The organism is Variovorax sp. 01T432, from assembly GCF_056398605.1.
Genome location: NZ_JBFTPS010000001.1, coordinates 1 through 18,512 on the forward strand (window position 1 = coordinate 1; position 18,512 = coordinate 18,512).

Below are 18,512 nucleotides of genomic sequence, written 5' to 3' on the forward strand. Positions count from 1 at the left end.
GCGTGGTAGATGCCCCAGACCGTGCCGAACAGGCCGATGAACGGTGCTGTGGAGCCCACCGAAGCCAGAATCGCCAAGCCGGTCTGAAGACGGGCCGTGAATTCGTCGATGCCATTGCGCAACGCACGGGTGATCCAGTCGCTCACGTCAAGCGCGTCATGCAGATGGGCCTTCGTGTTGCGATGGTGCGCCGCGGCTTCCCGACCTTCGAGTGCGAGAACGCGAAACGGATTGCTTGGGTCCTTGCCAAGCTTGTATAGAGCGGTGGCGAAATCTTCGCTGTGCCAAAAATCCTGCGAATGCTTGGCGAGGCGCTTGTAGTTGATGACGTCGAGCGCCTTAACAAGAATCACTATCCATGATGCGAGCGACATGCCAATCAATAGCAGCGCTACCGCCTTAGTGACGAGGTCACCTTGATGCCAAACGTTTGCCAAGCCAAATTGGGAATCCATACGAAGCTGCTCCAGAAAAAAAGATCAGTTGAGAACCCAGTTGATCGGTACGTTGAACTCCATCGGCTCGACCACGCCGTTGCGTTTGCCTGGCACGAAGCGCCAACTCATCACGGCTGCGCGCGCTGCCTCGTCCAATCTCTCATAGCCGCTCGACGCTCGGATACTCGCCTGCTTGGGCAGCCCGTCGACGCCGATGAGGACGCGTACGATGGTCTTGCCCTGTTCCCCGAGGCGCTTGCTCATCGCCGGATAGATCGGCTTGGGGTTCTGCAGGTAGTCGGCGTTACTGGAGGGTAGCTGGACCGCAGGCAGATCCGATGACTGTGGCGGAGGCGCTGGTGGCGCGGGCGGCGCTGGAGGTTCTGGTGGAGAGGGCGGCTCGATGCCGCCAATCGGTGCGTTCGGCGCGAGGGTTGGCGTGGGTTCCCGGATGGCCTGGGGCCGCGCAGGCGGTGGCGTCTTGGCGACCGGGCGCTTGGGTTCCGGCGGCGGAGGAGGTGGGACCGGGGGCGGCGATTCCACCGGCTTGGGAGGCTCGACGAATTCGCTCAAGATCTCGACTGGAATGACGATCTCGGCGGTGCGGCGCAGTAGGCCGCTCTGCAGCGCCCACAGAACTGCGACATGGAAAAGCACCACGCTCCCAGCGATGGCCATATTGCGAGAGAGGCCAAGGGCCGTTGGAGCGGGCGAAGAGAAGCGGTCAGACACGATCAGCCATTCGAGTATGGGCTTTCCGAAAGGTGCCCGGATGCAGCAGAACCGCTACGAGCGGCAGATCCACCAAACAGAACTGGCAACGAGAATCAGACTGCCGCCGAGCGCCGAGAGGAGTTCCATGCTTTGCTTTCCGAAATGGAGTTGGCAAGCTGGATTGCCCTTGAGCCTGTTTCGCTGGAGAGCGCAGCTACAGGGTGCGAGGCATTGCACTGCTCCACCACGTCGCGCGCGCAACCTTCACATTGACCGCATTGGGTGGCGACGCCAAGTTCAAACTGAATTTCGTCGAAGGTCATGCCGGCTCGCACGTGTCTTGCAATTTCACGATCCGAAACTCGATGGCAGATGCAAACAATCATGGCAGTTCGGCGGCTTCGCTGGCTGTTGAAGATGCAATGATTATAAATGCGAATCCCTCGCATTTGCAATAACTATCGACCGCTGCAGGGGACAGAAGGGTCTAGATCTGTGATGTTGGTGTGTGACGCGTGCAAGGACGAATCGGCCATCCGAGTGAAGGCCTCACACGCAGCGTGCGCTTGCGGGCGGGTTGCAACCACCTATTCGACACCGCCCATCTGCGATTGGAGGTAGTTCTGCAAGCCGACCTTGCCCATCAAGTCGATCTGCGTCTCGAGGAAGTCGATATGCTCCTCGGTGTCGTCGAGGATTTCCCGAAGCAGATCGCGTGAAACGTAGTCGCGCACCGTCTCGCAGTAGGCGATACCCGCCTTGATAGTGGCCTGCGCTCCCGTTTCGGCCCCGAGGTCGCACTCGAGAATTTCGGGGACGTCTTCGCCAATGTTCAGTTTGGCCAGGTCCTGCAGGTTTGGCAAGCCGTCGAGCATGAAGATCCGATCCATTAACTTGTCGGCGTGTTTCATTTCGCCCATTGATTCTTCGTATTCTTTCTTGGCGAGTTTGTCCAGACCCCAGTGCTTGAGCATCCGGTAGTGAAGGAAATACTGGTTGATCGCCGTGAGCTCGTTCTTGAGCTGCGCCTGCAGGTGATCGATGACTTGAGGGTCGCCCTTCATGGTTGTTCCTTGTTCTCAAAACGTAAACGGTTGATTGTGAGAGCCGGTCGCGTTCGCGCGCAAGCAAACCCCTGCTTCAACGTCCCAGTAGTGTCTTGAGGAACGGGCGTTCCTTCAGCCATAGCGGTCCCCAATACTTTTCATAGACCATGCCTATGAAAATAGGCGTGTCGGTAGTTATACTAATCACTCGCTTTTCCCATTACCCAACAAGGAACCCTACATGTCCCTGATCAATACCGAAATCATCCCGTTCAAGGCCACCGCATATCACAACGGCAAGTTTGTGCCTGTCAGCAATGAGAACTTCAAGGGCAAGTGGTCTGTCGTCGTGTTCTACCCCGCCGACTTCACTTTCGTGTGCCCCACCGAACTCGGCGACCTCGCAGACCACTACGCTGAATTCAAGAAGCTCGGCGTCGAGGTGTATGGCGTGTCGACCGACACCCACTTCACGCACAAGGCGTGGCACGATACGTCGGACACCATTGCCAAGGTGCAATACCCCCTCATCGGCGACCCGAGCCAGCAACTTGCTCGTGCCTTCCAAGTGCTCATTGAAGAAGGCGAAGACGCCGGTCTTGCCTACCGCGGCACATTTGTGATCGATCCCGAAGGCAAGATCAAGACCATTGAAGTGCACGACAACGGCATCGGACGTGACGCTGCTGAACTGCTGCGCCGTGTCAAGGCCGCTCAGTATGTCGCCGCTCACCCTGGTGAAGTCTGCCCCGCGAAGTGGACCGAAGGCGCTGAAACGCTCAAGCCCTCTTTCGATCTCGTCGGCAAGATCTAACCCGACCTTTCGCGCCGCAGCCCGGGCGCGTTTGCTCCCGGGCTTTTTCTTTCTGAATTTTGCAAAGTGAGTTCACCATGCTTGACGCTGGCAGCAAGGCACAACTGAAAAGCTACCTCGACCGCATCACGCAGCCGGTTGAGATCGTCGCGTCGCTCGATGACAGCAAGGCGTCTGGCGAACTTAGATCTCTGCTGCGGGACGTGACGGAGTCATCCTCATTGGTAAAGGTGACGGAGAGTCTCGATGACAGTCATCGCAAACCATCGTTCTCGATCAACAGGCCGAGCGAAAACCATGGCCCGCGTTTCGCGGGGTTGCCGATGGGGCACGAATTCACATCGTTAGTCCTAGCGTTGTTGCAGGTTGGCGGCTACCCGCCCAAGGCCGACGACGCAGTGCTGCAGCAGATTCGTGCGCTCGACGGCGATTTCGAGTTCGAGATCTACATCTCCCTGACTTGCCACAACTGTCCGGACGTCGTTCAGGCGCTCAACCTGATGGCGGTGCAAAACCCGCGCATTAAGACCACGATGATCGATGGTTCACTGTTCCAGGATGAAGTGAAGGAACGCCAGATCATGGCTGTACCGACCGTATTCCTGAACGGCACCGAGTTCGGTCAGGGCCGCATGAGCTTGGAAGAAATCCTGGCCAAGATCGATACCAGCGGCGTCGAGCGGGAAGCAAAGAAGATCGCAGGCAAAGAGCCATTCGACGTCTTGATCGTGGGTGGCGGCCCTGCGGGCGCTGCGGCGGCAGTCTATGCTGCGCGCAAGGGCATTCGCACTGGCGTGGCGTCCGAGCGTTTCGGCGGCCAGGTGCTGGATACCATGGGCATCGAGAACTTCATTTCGATCAAGGAGACTGAAGGGCCCAAGTTCGCGCTCGCACTTGAAGAGCATGTGCGCAACTACGATGTCGACATCATGAACTTGCAGCGTGCATCGGCGCTCGTGCCCGGCAAGGAGTTCATCGAGATCAAGCTGGAAAGCGGCGCTTCGCTCAAGAGCCGCTCCGTTGTGATCTCGACGGGCGCGCGCTGGCGAAACATCAATGTGCCCGGCGAGCACGAATATAAGAACAAGGGCGTCGCCTATTGTCCGCATTGCGATGGTCCCTTGTTCAAGGGTAAGCGCGTTGCGGTGATCGGTGGTGGCAATTCGGGCGTGGAAGCGGCGATCGATTTGGCGGGTCTTGTGGGCCACGTCACCCTGATCGAGTTCGATGCGCAGCTCCGTGCCGACGCCGTGCTTCAGCGCAAGCTGCGCAGCCTCATGAACGTCAAAGTGATCACAAATGCGCAAACCACCGAGATCACGGGTGATAGCCAGAAGGTCAACGGGCTTATCTACAAGAATCGGGCCACTGGCGAAAGTCACCAGGTGCCGCTCGAAGGCGTCTTCATACAGATCGGGCTGGTGCCAAATACCGATTGGCTCAAGGGCACGGTCGAGTTGTCGAAGCACGGTGAGATCGTCGTTGACTCGAAAGGGCAGACCTCTGTGCCTGGCGTGTTTGCCGCAGGCGATGCGACAACGGTGCCGTTCAAGCAGATCATCATCGCGGCGGGCGATGGTGCGAAGGCCGCGCTCAGTGCGTTCGATCATCTGATCCGTACCTCGGCTCCAGCCGAGGAGTCGGTTGTTGCCGAAGCGATCGCCTGATCAGTGCGCACGGTTCTTGGGTGATCGATGGGGTCGGCAAGCGCCCGACGCCATCACCCAGCCGCCGCATCGGTCTGAGTGCACCGAGAACCGACCGCCTATGACGTGCTCGGTTGAAGAACCTGATCGGTCTCGCTGAGCTGCTTGCACGAAAGGCCCATCAAATCTCGCAAGAGCAATCGAGCCGAGGGGGCCACCCACGCGATAGTTGAGCGCATCCCCGGAGACGCATGGGCGGTGTCGTCCAGCCCGGCCAAGCTGCAGAATCGGCGTAGAGAGCCAAAGTCTGGGGCGGCGTGCGTTTCAAGGCCGTTCGCAGAGGCTTCGAGCGCTTGGGTGACGCAGACTGCAAGCGTGCGCCATGCCGCATCATGGCTGGCCAATGGCCCACTTTCCGCGAGCCTTGCAAAGATCGCGGCGTCGTGCGAGATACGTACCAGCAGGCGTGCCGTTCGTGCACAGGCCTCTCTATCAGCTTGCCTCCGAGCTGGTTTACGCCGCCAAAGGCGGGCGTCGCGATCGGCGCCCACGGCGAGCAGTGCCAACTCCCGCAACTTGAGCCGCAACGCGCTGGAGGAGTCTTCCTTCTCTTGTGACGTCGTCGGCACCATGTCGAAATTACGAAGTACGTCGGCCGCGATGTATCGCAGTGTCTCTGCGCAAGCCGTATCGAAGCGCGCTCGCGCTCGAGACGCCCGACCGAGCATCGAGATGGCAAGGCCGGTCATCACGCCGATCGCGATCTCGGCGACACGAAGGCCTGCAACCTTCAGCGCTGGCTGACCCGCGACATCGGCACTGGACAGCACGATCAGTGCGGTGATCGGCGCGCTGCGCATCGACGGGAACCAGGCGCTCGAGAGGGCAAGCAAGGCCACGATGCCAAGTGTCGCAAGCGGGGTCGCGATGCCGAACTGATGCAGCCAAATGCCGCCGAGCCCGAAGAGGGTGCCCGCCAATGTTCCTTGCATCCGCTCCCAACCGGCTCCCATTGTCGAGCCGGTCGTCGGACGCATCACGATCAAGGAGCTCATGACCGCCCACAGGCTCTCGTGTAAGCCAAGCGTCGCGGAAATAAGGTAGGAGACAACCACCGCAGCCGCGAGCTGCAATCCGTGGCGCCAGTTCGCCGCCAGATGGCCTGCCCGCGCGCGGGTCGAACGGAAAAGAGCGCCCCTCATGATGGGCGGCCCTTGGCTGTCGCGCCGCGCCGCTTCGGCTGCTGTCGGGCAGGGGGACAGGCTCGGTCGGTGCCCAGGGCACCGGCGAGACGATCGATCAGGTCACAGGCCGACAGGAGTTGCGCGCGTTCATGCGCGCTGAGCTGCGCGTCCATCGCCGATGCGAGGGAGGCTTCTCGGCGATGCACTTCGTCTGCAAGGAGCCGGGCACCATGGGTGGTGAGGGAGAGGAGGCATTGGCGCGCGTCGCTGTCGTGTGGACGCCGCGCCGCATAGCCATCCCTCTCGAGTTCCGCCAAAAGCCTGGTCAGGGACTGTACCTTGACCCCCTCTTGAAATGCGAGCTGCGTCGGTGTCAACGGGCCTTGCCGGTATAGCTGACCGAGTACGCTGAGCTTTGCAGAGCCCGGCGAGTCGTTAGTGGCTTGTGTTCGCAGACGTCGCGTCAGTGTAGAAATGGTTGCGCGCAGTCGGATTGCAGCGTGCAGGGCATCGGCGGGGGTTGAAGGCATTGACTGATGATAAGATCAATCTTAGTAAATGTCAGCGCCCCGATCGAAGCTGGTCAGTAGGTCAGCCGCTCCGGTCGCAGCTCTTGCAAGATCGTGGTCGCGATCTCTTCGATCGACTTGGTGGTGGTCGACAGCCAGCGAATCCCCGCGCGGCGCATCATCGCCTCGGCCTCGCTCACCTCGTGCCGGCAATTCTCGATGCTCGCGTAACGCGAATTCGGGCGGCGCTCATTGCGGATCTCGCTCAAGCGCTCGGGCTGGATCGAAAGGCCAAAGATCTTCTTTCGATGGGGCAGCAGCGCGGGCGGCAATTGGCGGCGGTCGAAGTCCTCGGGGATGAGCGGATAGTTCGCCGCCTTGAGCCCGTGCTGCATGGCCAGATAGAGCGAGGTCGGGGTCTTGCCGCTGCGGCTCACGCCGACCAGGATCACGTCGGCGCTCTCGAGGTCGCGGTTGCTCTGTCCGTCGTCGTGGGCCAAGCTGAAATCGATGGCTTGGATTCGCGCGTTGTATTCCTTGCTCTTGCTGACGTCGCTGAAACGGCCAATGCGGTGGTTCGATTTCATCGCCAATTCGATTTCAAGGGGCCGCACGAAGGTCCCGAACATGTCGAGCAGCATGCCCTTGCAGCCGGTCTCGATGACCTCGAGTACGTCCATATTGGCGAGCGTCGTAAAAACGATAGGCCGGAGGCCTTCGATTTCCGCTGTATGGTTGATTCGCCGAACTGCTTGGTGCGCCTTGTCGACCGTGTCCGTAAAAGGCAGCCGCACATGGCGAGGCTTCATTTCGAACTGGGCGAGAACGGCGTTGCCAAAGGTTTCGGCGGTGATCCCGGTGCCGTCGGAAACAAAGAATACGGTGCGTGTGTGCATGGTTTTGCGGCCTTGTCCTGCGGCGCGCCGAAATGGGTGGGCGCCTACAATCTCGCTCATTATCGGGAATGCGAGTCTCAACGACCTGCCAGTTCCCTGCCGAAATCGCGAACTACATGCACACCGCCCCTGCGCCCAGAGCAAGAAGAATGATCGTGCCGAGCCGTCTGCATGCTGCCTCAGTTTTAACTTCTGGAGCTTTCCCATGTCTGCACTCTTCGAAGCGACCGCCCTGGTCGTACCGTTTGAAAACCTGAGGATGACGGACGTCGAGTCTGTCGGCGGCAAGAATGCCAGCCTCGGCGAGATGATTTCACAGCTTCCGCAGGGCGTTCGCGTGCCCACGGGGTTTGCGACCACGGCCCACGCCTTCCGGCGCTTTCTCGCCCATGACGGCCTGGCGGACAAGATCAGCGCGAAGCTCGCGAAGCTCGACACGGAAGACGTGCGAGCACTTGCGGCTGTCGGTGCCGAGATCCGGTCGATGGTCGAGGCTCAGCCATTCCCCGCCGACTTGCAGAAAGCCATCCACGATGCCTTCGCTGACTTGTCTGCGGGTAACCCCCAGGCCAGCTTTGCCGTTCGGTCCTCGGCAACGGCAGAGGATCTCCCAGATGCTTCCTTTGCAGGCCAGCAGGAGACCTTTCTGAATGTGGTCGGCATTGAAGACGTGCTTCTCAAGATGAAAGAGGTCTTCGCTTCTCTCTATAACGACCGTGCCATCAGCTATCGGGTGCACAAGGGCTTCGCGCACGACGTAGTAGCGCTTTCTGCAGGTGTGCAGCGCATGGTTCGCAGCGATCTGGGCGCTGCGGGGGTGATGTTCACTATCGACACCGAATCCGGGTTCGATCAGGTCGTCTTCATCACGTCGAGCTACGGGCTGGGCGAGACTGTGGTGCAGGGGGCCGTCAATCCCGACGAATTCTATGTACACAAGCCCACCCTGCGAGCTGGTCATCGTGCCGTGATCCGGCGCAACCTCGGCTCCAAGCTGATCCAGATGGAGTTTGCGAGCGCCGAGGAGAAAGCCGTTAGCGGCAAGCTGGTGAAGACGACGGACGTGCCGGCCGAGCAGCGCAATCGCTACTCGTTGACCGATGCCGATGTCGAGCAGCTCGCCAGGTACGCGCTGGTCATCGAGGAACACTATGGGCGTCCGATGGACATCGAGTGGGGCAAGGACGGAACGGACGGGCATCTATACATCCTGCAGGCTCGCCCTGAAACAGTGAAGAGCCAGCAGCAAGGCAAGGCAGAGCAACGCTACAAGCTGCTCGGCCGGGGTGCCGTGTTGGCCGAGGGGCGCGCGATCGGTCAGAAGATTGGCACCGGTCCGGTTCGCTTGGTTCACAACATCAGCGAGATGGACAAGGTGCAGGCCGGTGATGTGCTCGTGACGGATATGACCGATCCGAACTGGGAGCCGGTGATGAAGCGCGCCGCCGCCATCGTCACGAATCGTGGTGGGCGTACGTGTCACGCCGCCATCATTGCGCGGGAGCTCGGCATTCCGGCGGTCGTAGGTTGCGGTGATGCAACCGATCTGTTGAAGGATGGAACGCTGGTCACGGTGAGCTGTGCGGAAGGCGACACGGGCTTCATCTATGACGGACTGCTCGAAACCGAGGTGACCGAGGTTCGGCGCGGCGAAATGCCCGAGATCGATCTCAAGATCATGATGAACGTCGGCAATCCGCAGCTGGCATTCGATTTCGCGCAGCTGCCGAATCATGGTGTCGGCCTGGCGCGCCTCGAGTTCATCATCAACAACAACATCGGCGTCCACCCGAAGGCCATCCTCGACTACCCCAATGTCGACGCGGATCTCAAGAAGGCCGTCGAATCGGTTGCCCGCGGCCATGCTTCGCCCCGGGCTTTCTATGTCGACAAGGTGGCGGAGGGCATCGCAACCATTGGCGCCGCATTCTGGCCAAAGCCCGTGATTGTTCGCCTGTCCGATTTCAAGTCCAACGAGTATCGCAAGCTGATCGGCGGCAGCCGCTACGAGCCCGAGGAGGAGAACCCGATGCTTGGATTCCGGGGAGCCGCTCGCTACCTGAGCGAAGATTTTGGCGAGGCGTTTGCGATGGAGTGCGAGGCGCTCAAGCGTGTGCGCAACGATATGGGGCTGACCAATGTGCAGATCATGGTGCCTTTCGTTCGCACCCTGGGTCAGGCTGAGCGCGTGACGACGCTGCTGGGTGAGCACGGTCTCAAGCGCGGCGAGAACGAACTCAAGCTGATCATGATGTGCGAGGTGCCGAGCAACGCCATCCTGCCGGAAGATTTTCTCCAGTATTTCGACGGCTTTTCGATTGGATCGAACGACCTGACGCAGCTCACGCTTGGCCTGGACCGCGATTCGGGGTTGGAATTGCTAGCGGCTGACTTCGACGAGCGCGATCCGGCGGTCAAGGCGCTGCTCAGCAAAGTCATCAAGGCATGCAAGGCCCAGGGCAAGTACGTCGGTATCTGTGGACAAGGCCCCAGCGATCACCCTGATTTCGCGCTGTGGCTCGCCCAACAGGGTATCGAGTCGATCTCCCTCAATCCGGACAGCGTGATTGATACTTGGCAGCAACTGGCCCAACGCTGAGTGGATCATGGCCGGCGGGGCCGAATGAACTCGTCCCCGCCGCGACTTTCGTCACACCGATCCGCGCAATTTTCGCGTCAGATTCGCGCATTTGCAACAATTTGAATCTTTGGTGCCAGACTTCGGCCATACACGGGAGCGCACCCCCGAACATGTAGGCAGAGGCGGACACAAGCTTCGATCACGTTTGGGCATTTCGCATTGACGTAGAGGAAGGCACATGATTCTTGTCAAGACAGAAACCGGGCAACAGGTCTTCAAGGACCGTTCCATGCGGCTTACGCCACGCCAGCGTTCGGCGTTCATCATGTTCGATGGCAAACGCTCCGTGCGCGAGGTGCTCGAAGCTGGGGTGGGCATTTGTCGCGAAGACATTGACCAGATGCTCGAACTCGGCCTGCTTGGGCAGGTCGGTGGGGCGATGGATGCAGCGAACGCGAGTGCGATTGTGGCGTCCGGCGCTGCACTTCAGCCGCTGTCATCCGCACCGCCCTCGGCAGGCTCGTTACAGGCGGCCCCCGCTCGATCGGCTCAACAACGCTACAAGGATGCGTATCCGATCGCAACTCAAATCACGGGCAGTCTGGGTCTCATGGGATTCCGGCTCAACCTATCCGTCGAAGGCACCTCGAACTACGAGGAACTGCTCGCCCTGATACCCAAGATCCGCGCCGCGGTAGGCCCCGGGAAGATGCAGGCCCTTGACCGAGCTCTGGGCGTCTGAGCACGCTTCGGGCTCCACGCCAGCCGACTGCTATAATTTGCGGCTTTGCCTTGCCACACCGCGACCGACGCTGCGGGTGGCTTAATCCCTTCCACGGAAGACCCACAAGGAGTGCCATGCGTCATTATGAAATCATTTTGCTGATCCACCCGGATCAAAGCGAGCAAGTTCCGGCCATGCTGGAGCGTTACAAGGGCCTGATCACGGCCGGCGGTGGCAAGGTCCACCGGGTTGAAGATTGGGGCCGGCGTCAGTTGGCCTATCAGATCAACAAGCTCAACAAGGCTCACTACCTCTGCGTGAACATCGAGGCCGAACAGACCGTGATGGCCGAACTCGAGCACGCGTTCAAGTTCAACGACGCCGTTCTGCGCCATCTCACTGTGGTCAAGAAGAAGGCCGATACAGGCCCTTCGTCGATGATGAAGACTGTCGAGCGCGAGGAGGCTCGTAAGGTCCAGCAGGCCGAGTACGCCGCCAACAACAACTGATGATGTGAGCACCGTCGCGGCCAATCAGCTCGTGCTGACTGCCTGCGTCGCCGAACTCGGTAACTTGCGTTTCACGCCTGCCGGTTTGCCCGCCATCGACCTGAAGCTCGAACATGAGTCGACGGTAACCGAAGCGGCTCAAGTCAGGCAGGTCAAGGCGGCCCTCAAGGCCGTGGCGTTCGGCGCAGTTGCCGAGCGGCTCGCAAGGCAACCGTTGGGAAGCCTCTGGCGTTTTCAGGGCTTTCTTGCGACACCGGGCAACGGCAAGCATCCGGTGCTGCACATCCAGGATTTTCAGCAAGATTAATTTTCGACAAGAGGTCCCTCCATGGCCACGTTCAAGAAATTCAACAAAGACAAGCGTCCGAAGCGCAATACCCAGTCGCTGCTGTTCAAGCGCAAGCGCTTCTGCCGCTTCACCGTCGCGGGCGTCGAGGAAATCGACTACAAAGACATCGATACCCTTCGCGACTTCATCAGCGAAAACGGCAAGATCATCCCGGCGCGCCTTACCGGCACGCGCGCGATCTATCAGCGCCAGCTCAACACCGCGATCAAGCGTGCACGCTTCCTCGCGATGGTGCCCTACAGCGACCAACACCGCGTCTAAGGAGTCAGACACTATGCAAGTCATTCTTCTGGACAAGGTTGTCAACCTCGGAGTGCTCGGCGAAATCGTCAAGGTCAAAGACGGCTACGCGCGCAACTTCCTGATTCCCTCTGGCCGCGCTCGCCGCGCGACTGAAGCCAACAAGGCCGAGTTCGAAGCCAAACGCGTCGAACTCGAAAAGGCTGCGGCCGCCAAACTGGCCGAGTCTCAAGCGCAGGGCGAGAAGCTCAGCGGTACGGCCGTCAAGCTGACGCAGAAGGCCGGCGTCGACGGCCGCCTGTTCGGCTCGGTGACCAACCATGACATCGCCGAAGAACTCACTAAGCAGGGCTACAAGGTCGCGAAGTCGCAGGTCCGCATGCCTAATGGTCCAATCAAGACCGTTGGTGACAGCACCGTGAGCGTCGCGCTGCACACTGACGTGGTGGTCGACATCACCGTCACGGTCTACGGCGAAAGCACCTGACCGTCCGACGCGCTTCGTGCGCACAAACGGAGCCGCCTTCGGGCGGCTTTTGTTTTTCCGGCCCAGCGTTATCCCATGCGCTGCACCGGAAGATCACTGGTTATTCACAGCCTTGTCCAGTGACGCCACGCGTCGCTCGGCTTAGCATGCGAGGTTGCAAGGAAGCTCATGTCCGCCGTTTTCTCCTATGCCGACAACGACCCGTCGGCCGACCGTCAGATTGCGCAACTGCGCATCCCCCCACATTCGATCGAGGCCGAATCGAGTGTGCTCGGCGGACTCCTGCTCGACAACGGCGCATGGGATCGCATGGGCGATGTGGTGGTGGACAGCGATTTCTACCGCCATGAACACAAGCTGATTTACGCCGCCATCGGCACCCTGATCAACGCCAGCAAGCCGGCCGATGTGATCACCGTCTACGAGCAGTTGCAAAACCTTGGCAAGGCCGAAGAAATCGGAGGTTTGTCCTATCTCAACTCTCTCGCTCAGTATGTGCCGAGCGCAAGCAACATCCGGCGATATGCGGAGATCGTGCGCGAGCGTTCGATCCTGCGCAAACTGGTGAGCGCGAGCGACGAAATCGCGACCAACGCATTCAACACCCAGGGCAAGGCGGTAGACAAGATCCTGGACGAAGCTGAGCAGAAGATCTTCAATATTGGTGAAGAAGGTTCGCGCATGAAGCAAGGCTTTCAGGGTATGGATTCCCTGGTGGTCGAGTTGCTGGACCGCGTGACCGAGATGGCCGACAACCCGAATGACATCACGGGCGTTCCGACTGGCTTCGTCGACCTCGATCGCATGACCTCGGGCTTCCAGGCCGGCGACATGATCGTGCTAGCCGCCCGACCTTCGATGGGCAAGACCGCGTTCGCGATCAACATTGCGGAGCATGTGGCTCTCAACGAGGGGCTGCCGGTGGCGGTGTTCTCGATGGAAATGGGCGCCTCTCAGTTGGCTGTGCGTATCGTTGGCTCGATCGGCCGCATCGACCAGACGCACTTGCGAACCGGTAAGCTCACCGACGAGGAATGGCCGCGCCTAACTGAAGCCATCGAGAAGCTGCGCAACATTTCGCTGCACATCGATGAAACGCCGGGCCTTACAACGAGCGAACTGCGTGCCAACGCGCGAAGGCTGGCACGGCAGTGCGGCCAGCTCGGGCTGATTGTCGTGGACTACCTGCAGCTCATGAGCGTGTCGACCAGCATGAACGACGAAAACCGCGCGACAGCAGTTGGTGAAATCTCGCGTGGACTCAAGATGCTTGCGAAGGAACTCAAGTGTCCAGTGATCGCGCTTTCCCAGCTCAGCCGCGGCGTCGAGTCGCGCACGGACAAGCGACCGATGATGAGCGATCTGCGCGAATCGGGCGCCATCGAGCAGGATGCGGACGTGATCATGTTCATCTACCGTGACGACTACTACAACAAGGACAGCAAGGAGCCCGGCGTCGCCGAAGTGATCATCAGCAAGCAACGCAACGGGCCCACCGGTACCGTCAAGTTGGCCTTCCTGAAGTCGATCACCAAGTTCGAGAGCCTGGCTGGCGGCGGTGGTGGTGGCGACTATTGACTAGATTCGGGCGGGTCTGCCTGCAAGCGCCGCAGCATCTCCGCCAGCGTCTTGCCCGGTTCGTCCCGGAAGCGCTCGGGCAGCACCTCGATCTCGTTGATGCGGTCGATGCGGAATCCGCGAAAGTCATCCCGCAATTCGCACCAGGCTGAGAAAGTCCAGACCTTGCCCCAATAGAAGCAGCCCAGCGGGCGCACGACGCGTCGACTCGGCGAGCCTGTGACGTCGCGGTAATCCATGCGCAACTTGTGGCGAGATTGCACCGCTTCGCGCAGTGTCCGCAGACGTGATCGCGTTCTGCTGTCGATCACCAAGGCCGGCGCATAAAGCGCAAGGCCCTCGGCCGAAGCGCGAGCCGCGGGTGGCAGCACCGAGAGGATCTTGCCGAGCGCAGCATCCACATCACGCGCCATCGCCTCGTCGGTCCAGCTTTGCGCAAGTCGCGCGGACGCGACAAGCGCAGCAGCCTCGTCCTGCGTGAACATGAGCGGTGGCAGATCGAATCCCGCCCCCAGCCGGTAGCCGACACCCGCCTCGCCTTCCAGCGGGACGCCTTGGCGCTGGAGATCCGCTACGTCACGATAAACCGTGCGCTCGGAAACCTCGAGGCGCTGTGCCAGGAACGCAGCGGTGGTGAGCCGCCGTCCGCGAATGAGCTGGACAATCTGGAAAAGGCGATCGGCGCGGCGCATGCAAACGGTCAGCTTCCCAAGAATTTCTCTTCAAGATCTTCGACGCGGTGGCGCTTGCCACAAGGCGCCATGGTGTGTTGTTCGCATGTGGGCTGGCGCATGGCCATTTCACTCCAATCGCACGCCGATGTGAATGGCAACCGCGTCGGGCCCGCTGTAAGCCTCGAAGTCGCTCCGGTAGCTTCGCCGGATCTCAGGGTGCTGCTCGAAATATTGCCTGATCGTTTGCCATAGCGCGACCAGCATCTGCGGCATCTCGCCCTGACCGGCGAAGACGAGATAGTCTCCGGCTTCGATGCGGACCACCGAGGCGCCTTCAGCCACCGCGATGCCCGCTGTAAGGTCGAATGGCCCGCTTGCATCGGATTCGTAGGCCGAATAGACACCATAGAGCCGCAGGTCGTTCGAACGGTGCGGTGTCGTTTGGTAGACCCGCTCATCGAAGAAGCGGGTCCATAGCGCCCCAATGGAGGTCGCCACCGACCCATCTTGCGCGCTGTTGCTTGTCCTGACGGTCACTCCGGCAACGCTGAAGGCTTGATTGCGTTGGAGTCGAGGTTGCATGGAGTTGCTCCTGTGGAGAGATCAAAGGTCGAGCGCATCTGTGCTCGCATTCATGGCGCGGGCGATCAGGCGGAGGTCGTGGTCGTCGATTTCGAACAGTCCGAAGCGGAACTTGTAGCCCCAGCGCTTCGAATCTTCAATGAAGTTGAGTTGATCGAGCAGCGCCAGGATCGGCGTTTCTTGGGCGGGCACATAGCAGACGTCGCGCCGCCAAGGCACGAAGCCATCTCCCATATCGAATGCGTACGGTTCAGCGCCCTGAACGATACCGACGGACACGAAGCGCTGCAGTTTCTCGCCGCTCTCGAATACCGTGGTCGGCGCATAGTAGACAACACGATCGCCGTGCGCAACGCGCTTGAGCGGGGCCAGCTTGCCATGGCCAGTCTGCATGAAGCCCCTGCCGGGGTGGTCCCGTCCACGGCGTGCGTGGTCTGCGCTGGCGACTGCGACCCAGTTTCTGCGGTTCATGCCCTCCATGCTGCGCGAGGCCTACTGACAGCGTCCTGTCAGCAGCCTTCTTGCATCGCGCAGAAACGCAGATCCGCACCCAGCCTGCTGCTACAACACGTCGCTGGCGAAATCCGCAAGCCGGGAACGCTCACCGCGGGCCAAGGTGATGTGTCCGCCGTGCGGCCAGCCCTTGAATTTGTCGACCGCAAAGGTGAGACCTGATGAGCCCTCGGTAAGATAAGGCGTGTCAATCTGTGCCAAGTTGCCCATGCAGATGATCTTTGTGCCGGGCCCTGCGCGTGTGACCAAAGTCTTCATCTGTTTGGGGGTCAGGTTCTGCGCCTCGTCGATGATCACGTACTTATTGAGGAAGGTGCGCCCGCGCATGAAGTTCATGCTCTTGATCTTGATGCGGCTTCGGATCAGTTCGTTGGTGGCCGCGCGCCCCCATTCGCCGGCGCCACCGCTGTCACCCTTGGCCAGGAACTCCAGGTTGTCATCGAGGGCGCCCATCCATGGGCCCATCTTCTCTTCTTCGGTACCAGGAAGGAATCCGATGTCTTCGCCAACGCTGACTGTCGCGCGCGTCATGATGATTTCCGTGTAGCGTCGATCGTCAAGCACTTGCGTCAGACCGGAGGCCAGCGCCATCAATGTCTTGCCGGTGCCTGCGGTGCCCGTCAGGGTGACGAAGTCGACCTCGGGATCCATCAGCAGGTTCATCGCGAAGTTCTGCTCGCGGTTGCGTGTGTTCACGCCCCAGACGGCATTCTTGATCGATCCGTAGTCCTTGAGTGTCTTGAGAACCGCTGTCTTGTCGCGAATCTCGGTCACTCGGGCATACATGCTCGGCTCGCCGGGCGCCTCGAAAAAGACGAACTGGTTGATGTAAAGGTTCGGGACGATCGGCCCGCTGATCCGATAGAAAGTGTTGCTCCCGTTCTGCCAGCTTTCGATGGTCTTGCTTTGGCGTGTCCAGAAGTCCGCAGGCAGCGCGAGCGAGCCCGCGTAGAGCAGGTCTCCATCCTCGAGGGTCTTATCGTTCTGATAGTCGTCGGCTGCCAATCCGAGTGCCCGCGCCTTGACGCGCATGTTGATGTCCTTCGACACCAGCACCACCTCCTGCTTCGGGCGACCGGGAGCGTCCGCAGCATAGAGATCACGCAACGCTTGAACCACCCCCAGGATCTGGTTGTCGGCCTTGCCCTGCGGCAGGCTGGTCGGCAGCGCGTAGTCGAGCGGGGCGGTCTGAAAGAAGAGCTTGCCGCCGGCTTCGCGATGACCGGTGGTATCGAGCTTCAGCCCCTTGCCGATATCTGCGCCTTGCGCGCCAGCGAGCGCGTCGAGGGTGCGGCTCGTCTGGCGGCCATTGCGTGCGACCTCCGTCGTGCCTTTCTTGTGGCCATCGAGTTCTTCCAGCACGATCATGGGCAGGAAGATGTCATGCTCCTCGAAACGGAAAAGGCACATCGGATCGTGCAACAACACATTGGTGTCGAGCACGAACAGCTTGGCCGGGCCAGTGGACTTGTTGCGTTTGGTGCGTGGCTGCCCTTGTTGAACCTGCACCTGCACCGGTGCGGGAGCGATCTGGCGAGGCTCGGGCGCGTTGCGCAGCGCTTGCGGTGCGGGAGCCTTTGCTCTGGCTGTGGAGGCGCGCGGTGACTCGACGGCGCCACCGGCTTCGACTGCCTCACGATCGAACAGTTCCAGCGGCCGAGGTCCGGCGGCTCCGGCGTCCTCGGCTTGCCGATCGGGCGAGCGACGGCCGCCCCTACCGTGCGAGGAGCGGGAGGGCGCGTCGTGAGCGTCCGGCGAGAGCAATGCTGCGCGTTTCGTGGGGGCGGGAGGCAAGGGCATTTGTGAGTTCGCTCGCAGAAGAGGAGGGGCCAGAAAGCGAAAAAGCCGCCTGAATACCAGGGCGGCTTTGTTCGGTGGATGCGGTCGTGGAGCTCAACGGCATGAGGCCATTATGCACATCGTGTGGGTCGCAATCCGTGACCGTTGCCAATCGCCAACGCGAGCGCGCAAAACCACACACACTTCACATCAGGCTGCCTTCTTGAGCGCCTTCACTGCCTTGAGCACATCGTCGACATGGCCGGGCACCTTGAGGCCACGCCATTCGGCCTTCAATATGCCGTCCGCACCGATCAAGAAGGTACTGCGTTCGATGCCCTTGACCTTCTTGCCGTACATGATCTTGTTCTTGACCACACCGAACATGTGGCACATCTTCTCTTCTGTATCGGCGATCAGCTCGAACGGCAGCTCAAGCTTCGCCTTGAACTCGTCATGCGATTTCATGTTATCGCGCGAAACGCCAAAGACCGTAGCACCGGCCTTCTCGAAATCCTTGTAGCGGTCGCGAAACTGCATGGCTTCCGTCGTGCAGCCGGGGGTATTGTCTTTCGGATAGAAATACATGACCAGCACATGGCCGAGGTGCGAAGTGTTCGAGACCTTGAGGCCGCCGGTGGCATTGGCGTCGAATTCGGGAATGGGTTTGTTGACAACGATCGCCATGAAACTTGTTTTCTCCGTTTGATTCCATGTTCGAGCTGGCTCTTGGCTCTCGATACGCATGGAGGATTGGTCGTTGCTAACTGAGGGCGGGCCGCCGGTTTGCAACCCATGATTTTACCCCGAATTACGCACTATTTCCCATCTTCCGGCCTCTCGATGAGCAAGGCCGCGACCACGTGCCGGCCTTCGCTCGCGAGGATGTTGTAAGTGCGGCATGCTGCGGGCGTGTCCATGGTTTCGACGCCGGTGCGCTGCGCCATCAGGGGTTGGAGCCATGCCGCCTGGGGAAATCGAATGCGTGCGCCGCTGCCAAAGATGATCAATTCGGCGCCCAGCGCTGACAACTGCGCGAAATGCTGTGCGCCGAGCTGCTCGAAGCCGGCGCAATCCCATTCGAAGCGCTCGCCGCGGGAACCGACCACCACGCTGGTTTCGACGCGCTCATTGTTGATGGCGACCCAGCCCGGGCCGTGCGCGGTGAGGGTTTGAACGTCGGATTTGTCAGGCTGGAGCTTCATCAGGATGCGGAGGGAACTGTGGTCAAATTATAGGTTTTCCCCTGC

The 18,512-nt window shown here is 60.4% G+C and carries 22 protein-coding genes; 9 read left to right on the top strand and 13 right to left on the bottom strand.

Features of this window, described 5'->3' with window-relative positions:
- The 4 genes from AC1DNF_RS00005 to bfr form a co-directional block, all read right to left on the bottom strand.
- On the bottom strand, window positions 1-455 hold a 455-nt coding region (locus AC1DNF_RS00005), incomplete at its 3' end, for a MotA/TolQ/ExbB proton channel family protein (protein WP_478146481.1).
- A 24-nt stretch (window positions 456-479) separates the two neighbouring features.
- A complete protein-coding gene (locus AC1DNF_RS00010) occupies window positions 480-1,115 on the bottom strand; it encodes an energy transducer TonB (RefSeq protein ID WP_478146769.1) in 636 nt (211 codons plus the stop codon).
- Window positions 1,116-1,264: 149 nt separating this feature from the next.
- Window positions 1,265-1,537 carry a (2Fe-2S)-binding protein gene (locus tag AC1DNF_RS00015; protein ID WP_478146482.1) on the bottom strand — a complete coding sequence of 91 codons (273 nt, stop codon included), beginning with the start codon at window positions 1,535-1,537 and terminating at the stop codon, window positions 1,265-1,267.
- Between the two features lie 201 nt (window positions 1,538-1,738).
- A complete protein-coding gene (gene bfr, locus AC1DNF_RS00020) occupies window positions 1,739-2,215 on the bottom strand; it encodes a bacterioferritin (RefSeq protein WP_478146483.1) in 477 nt (158 codons plus the stop codon).
- A gap of 223 nt (window positions 2,216-2,438) precedes the next feature.
- Here bfr and ahpC point away from each other — a divergent pair, with 223 nt between their 5' ends.
- Both ahpC and ahpF read left to right on the top strand, forming a co-directional pair.
- A complete protein-coding gene (ahpC, locus tag AC1DNF_RS00025) occupies window positions 2,439-3,011 on the top strand; it encodes an alkyl hydroperoxide reductase subunit C (RefSeq protein ID WP_478146484.1) in 573 nt (190 codons plus the stop codon).
- Between the two features lie 77 nt (window positions 3,012-3,088).
- A complete protein-coding gene (gene ahpF / locus AC1DNF_RS00030; protein WP_478146485.1) occupies window positions 3,089-4,678 on the top strand; it encodes an alkyl hydroperoxide reductase subunit F in 1,590 nt (529 codons plus the stop codon).
- Window positions 4,679-4,776: 98 nt separating this feature from the next.
- Here ahpF and AC1DNF_RS00035 read toward each other — a convergent pair whose 3' ends face one another.
- The 3 genes from AC1DNF_RS00035 to ppsR are packed head-to-tail and all read right to left on the bottom strand — an operon-like array spanning window position 4,777 to window position 7,246.
- Window positions 4,777-5,859: an FUSC family protein gene (locus tag AC1DNF_RS00035; RefSeq protein ID WP_478146486.1), complete on the bottom strand. Its 1,083-nt coding sequence runs from the start codon at window positions 5,857-5,859 to the stop codon at window positions 4,777-4,779.
- Complete coding sequence (locus tag AC1DNF_RS00040; RefSeq protein WP_478146487.1) at window positions 5,856-6,371, bottom strand: MarR family winged helix-turn-helix transcriptional regulator; 516 nt, start codon at window positions 6,369-6,371, stop codon at window positions 5,856-5,858. Before AC1DNF_RS00040 ends, AC1DNF_RS00035 begins: the two co-directional genes overlap by 4 nt.
- A gap of 53 nt (window positions 6,372-6,424) precedes the next feature.
- On the bottom strand, window positions 6,425-7,246 hold the full coding sequence (gene ppsR / locus AC1DNF_RS00045) for a posphoenolpyruvate synthetase regulatory kinase/phosphorylase PpsR (protein ID WP_478146488.1): 822 nt from the start codon (window positions 7,244-7,246) through the stop codon (window positions 6,425-6,427).
- Window positions 7,247-7,451: 205 nt separating this feature from the next.
- Between ppsR and ppsA the strand changes: the two genes are divergently transcribed.
- The 7 genes from ppsA (at window position 7,452) to dnaB (ending at window position 13,714) form a co-directional block, all read left to right on the top strand.
- Complete coding sequence (ppsA, locus tag AC1DNF_RS00050) at window positions 7,452-9,845, top strand: phosphoenolpyruvate synthase (RefSeq protein WP_478146489.1); 2,394 nt, start codon at window positions 7,452-7,454, stop codon at window positions 9,843-9,845.
- A gap of 220 nt (window positions 9,846-10,065) precedes the next feature.
- On the top strand, window positions 10,066-10,569 hold the full coding sequence (locus AC1DNF_RS00055) for a hypothetical protein (protein ID WP_478146490.1): 504 nt from the start codon (window positions 10,066-10,068) through the stop codon (window positions 10,567-10,569).
- 116 nt (window positions 10,570-10,685) lie between these two features.
- A complete protein-coding gene (gene rpsF, locus AC1DNF_RS00060) occupies window positions 10,686-11,060 on the top strand; it encodes a 30S ribosomal protein S6 (RefSeq protein ID WP_478146491.1) in 375 nt (124 codons plus the stop codon).
- 4 nt (window positions 11,061-11,064) lie between these two features.
- Window positions 11,065-11,367, top strand: coding sequence for a primosomal replication protein N (priB, locus tag AC1DNF_RS00065; RefSeq protein WP_478146492.1), 303 nt, complete (start codon window positions 11,065-11,067; stop codon window positions 11,365-11,367).
- A gap of 21 nt (window positions 11,368-11,388) precedes the next feature.
- Complete coding sequence (rpsR, locus tag AC1DNF_RS00070) at window positions 11,389-11,670, top strand: 30S ribosomal protein S18 (protein ID WP_007830781.1); 282 nt, start codon at window positions 11,389-11,391, stop codon at window positions 11,668-11,670.
- A gap of 13 nt (window positions 11,671-11,683) precedes the next feature.
- Entirely contained in the window at window positions 11,684-12,136 is a 453-nt protein-coding gene (gene rplI, locus AC1DNF_RS00075; protein WP_478146493.1) for a 50S ribosomal protein L9, read from the top strand.
- A 168-nt stretch (window positions 12,137-12,304) separates the two neighbouring features.
- Window positions 12,305-13,714: a replicative DNA helicase gene (gene dnaB / locus AC1DNF_RS00080; protein WP_478146494.1), complete on the top strand. Its 1,410-nt coding sequence runs from the start codon at window positions 12,305-12,307 to the stop codon at window positions 13,712-13,714.
- Here dnaB and AC1DNF_RS00085 read toward each other — a convergent pair.
- From AC1DNF_RS00085 to AC1DNF_RS00110, 6 genes are all read right to left on the bottom strand, one after another.
- A complete protein-coding gene (locus tag AC1DNF_RS00085) occupies window positions 13,708-14,406 on the bottom strand; it encodes a helix-turn-helix transcriptional regulator (RefSeq protein WP_478146495.1) in 699 nt (232 codons plus the stop codon). The genes dnaB and AC1DNF_RS00085 overlap by 7 nt on opposite strands.
- A gap of 108 nt (window positions 14,407-14,514) precedes the next feature.
- Entirely contained in the window at window positions 14,515-14,970 is a 456-nt protein-coding gene (locus tag AC1DNF_RS00090) for a GyrI-like domain-containing protein (protein WP_478146496.1), read from the bottom strand.
- Window positions 14,971-14,991: 21 nt separating this feature from the next.
- The gene (locus AC1DNF_RS00095; protein WP_477925240.1) at window positions 14,992-15,441 is read right to left on the bottom strand and encodes an EVE domain-containing protein; all 450 of its coding nucleotides are present in this window, start codon (window positions 15,439-15,441) and stop codon (window positions 14,992-14,994) included.
- 90 nt (window positions 15,442-15,531) lie between these two features.
- Window positions 15,532-17,283, bottom strand: coding sequence for a PhoH family protein (locus AC1DNF_RS00100; RefSeq protein WP_478146497.1), 1,752 nt, complete (start codon window positions 17,281-17,283; stop codon window positions 15,532-15,534).
- 189 nt (window positions 17,284-17,472) lie between these two features.
- Complete coding sequence (locus AC1DNF_RS00105) at window positions 17,473-17,949, bottom strand: peroxiredoxin (RefSeq protein ID WP_007830801.1); 477 nt, start codon at window positions 17,947-17,949, stop codon at window positions 17,473-17,475.
- 131 nt (window positions 17,950-18,080) lie between these two features.
- Entirely contained in the window at window positions 18,081-18,467 is a 387-nt protein-coding gene (locus tag AC1DNF_RS00110; protein WP_478146498.1) for an Mth938-like domain-containing protein, read from the bottom strand.
- Window positions 18,468-18,512: the final 45 nt, after the last annotated feature.

Excerpts from the sequence above, each read along its gene's own strand:
- AC1DNF_RS00010 (WP_478146769.1), bottom strand. The coding sequence starts at position 1,115 with ATGGCCATCGCTGGGAGCGTGGTGCTTTTCCATGTCGCAGTTCTGTGG.
- AC1DNF_RS00015 (WP_478146482.1), bottom strand. The coding sequence starts at position 1,537 with ATGATTGTTTGCATCTGCCATCGAGTTTCGGATCGTGAAATTGCAAGA.
- bfr (WP_478146483.1), bottom strand. The coding sequence starts at position 2,215 with ATGAAGGGCGACCCTCAAGTCATCGATCACCTGCAGGCGCAGCTCAAG.
- ahpC (WP_478146484.1), top strand. The coding sequence starts at position 2,439 with ATGTCCCTGATCAATACCGAAATCATCCCGTTCAAGGCCACCGCATAT.
- ahpF (WP_478146485.1), top strand. The coding sequence starts at position 3,089 with ATGCTTGACGCTGGCAGCAAGGCACAACTGAAAAGCTACCTCGACCGC.
- AC1DNF_RS00035 (WP_478146486.1), bottom strand. The coding sequence starts at position 5,859 with ATGAGGGGCGCTCTTTTCCGTTCGACCCGCGCGCGGGCAGGCCATCTG.
- AC1DNF_RS00040 (WP_478146487.1), bottom strand. The coding sequence starts at position 6,371 with ATGCCTTCAACCCCCGCCGATGCCCTGCACGCTGCAATCCGACTGCGC.
- ppsR (WP_478146488.1), bottom strand. The coding sequence starts at position 7,246 with ATGCACACACGCACCGTATTCTTTGTTTCCGACGGCACCGGGATCACC.
- ppsA (WP_478146489.1), top strand. The coding sequence starts at position 7,452 with ATGTCTGCACTCTTCGAAGCGACCGCCCTGGTCGTACCGTTTGAAAAC.
- AC1DNF_RS00055 (WP_478146490.1), top strand. The coding sequence starts at position 10,066 with ATGATTCTTGTCAAGACAGAAACCGGGCAACAGGTCTTCAAGGACCGT.
- rpsF (WP_478146491.1), top strand. The coding sequence starts at position 10,686 with ATGCGTCATTATGAAATCATTTTGCTGATCCACCCGGATCAAAGCGAG.
- rpsR (WP_007830781.1), top strand. The coding sequence starts at position 11,389 with ATGGCCACGTTCAAGAAATTCAACAAAGACAAGCGTCCGAAGCGCAAT.
- rplI (WP_478146493.1), top strand. The coding sequence starts at position 11,684 with ATGCAAGTCATTCTTCTGGACAAGGTTGTCAACCTCGGAGTGCTCGGC.
- dnaB (WP_478146494.1), top strand. The coding sequence starts at position 12,305 with ATGTCCGCCGTTTTCTCCTATGCCGACAACGACCCGTCGGCCGACCGT.
- AC1DNF_RS00085 (WP_478146495.1), bottom strand. The coding sequence starts at position 14,406 with ATGCGCCGCGCCGATCGCCTTTTCCAGATTGTCCAGCTCATTCGCGGA.
- AC1DNF_RS00090 (WP_478146496.1), bottom strand. The coding sequence starts at position 14,970 with ATGCAACCTCGACTCCAACGCAATCAAGCCTTCAGCGTTGCCGGAGTG.
- AC1DNF_RS00095 (WP_477925240.1), bottom strand. The coding sequence starts at position 15,441 with ATGAACCGCAGAAACTGGGTCGCAGTCGCCAGCGCAGACCACGCACGC.
- AC1DNF_RS00100 (WP_478146497.1), bottom strand. The coding sequence starts at position 17,283 with ATGCCCTTGCCTCCCGCCCCCACGAAACGCGCAGCATTGCTCTCGCCG.
- AC1DNF_RS00105 (WP_007830801.1), bottom strand. The coding sequence starts at position 17,949 with ATGGCGATCGTTGTCAACAAACCCATTCCCGAATTCGACGCCAATGCC.
- AC1DNF_RS00110 (WP_478146498.1), bottom strand. The coding sequence starts at position 18,467 with ATGAAGCTCCAGCCTGACAAATCCGACGTTCAAACCCTCACCGCGCAC.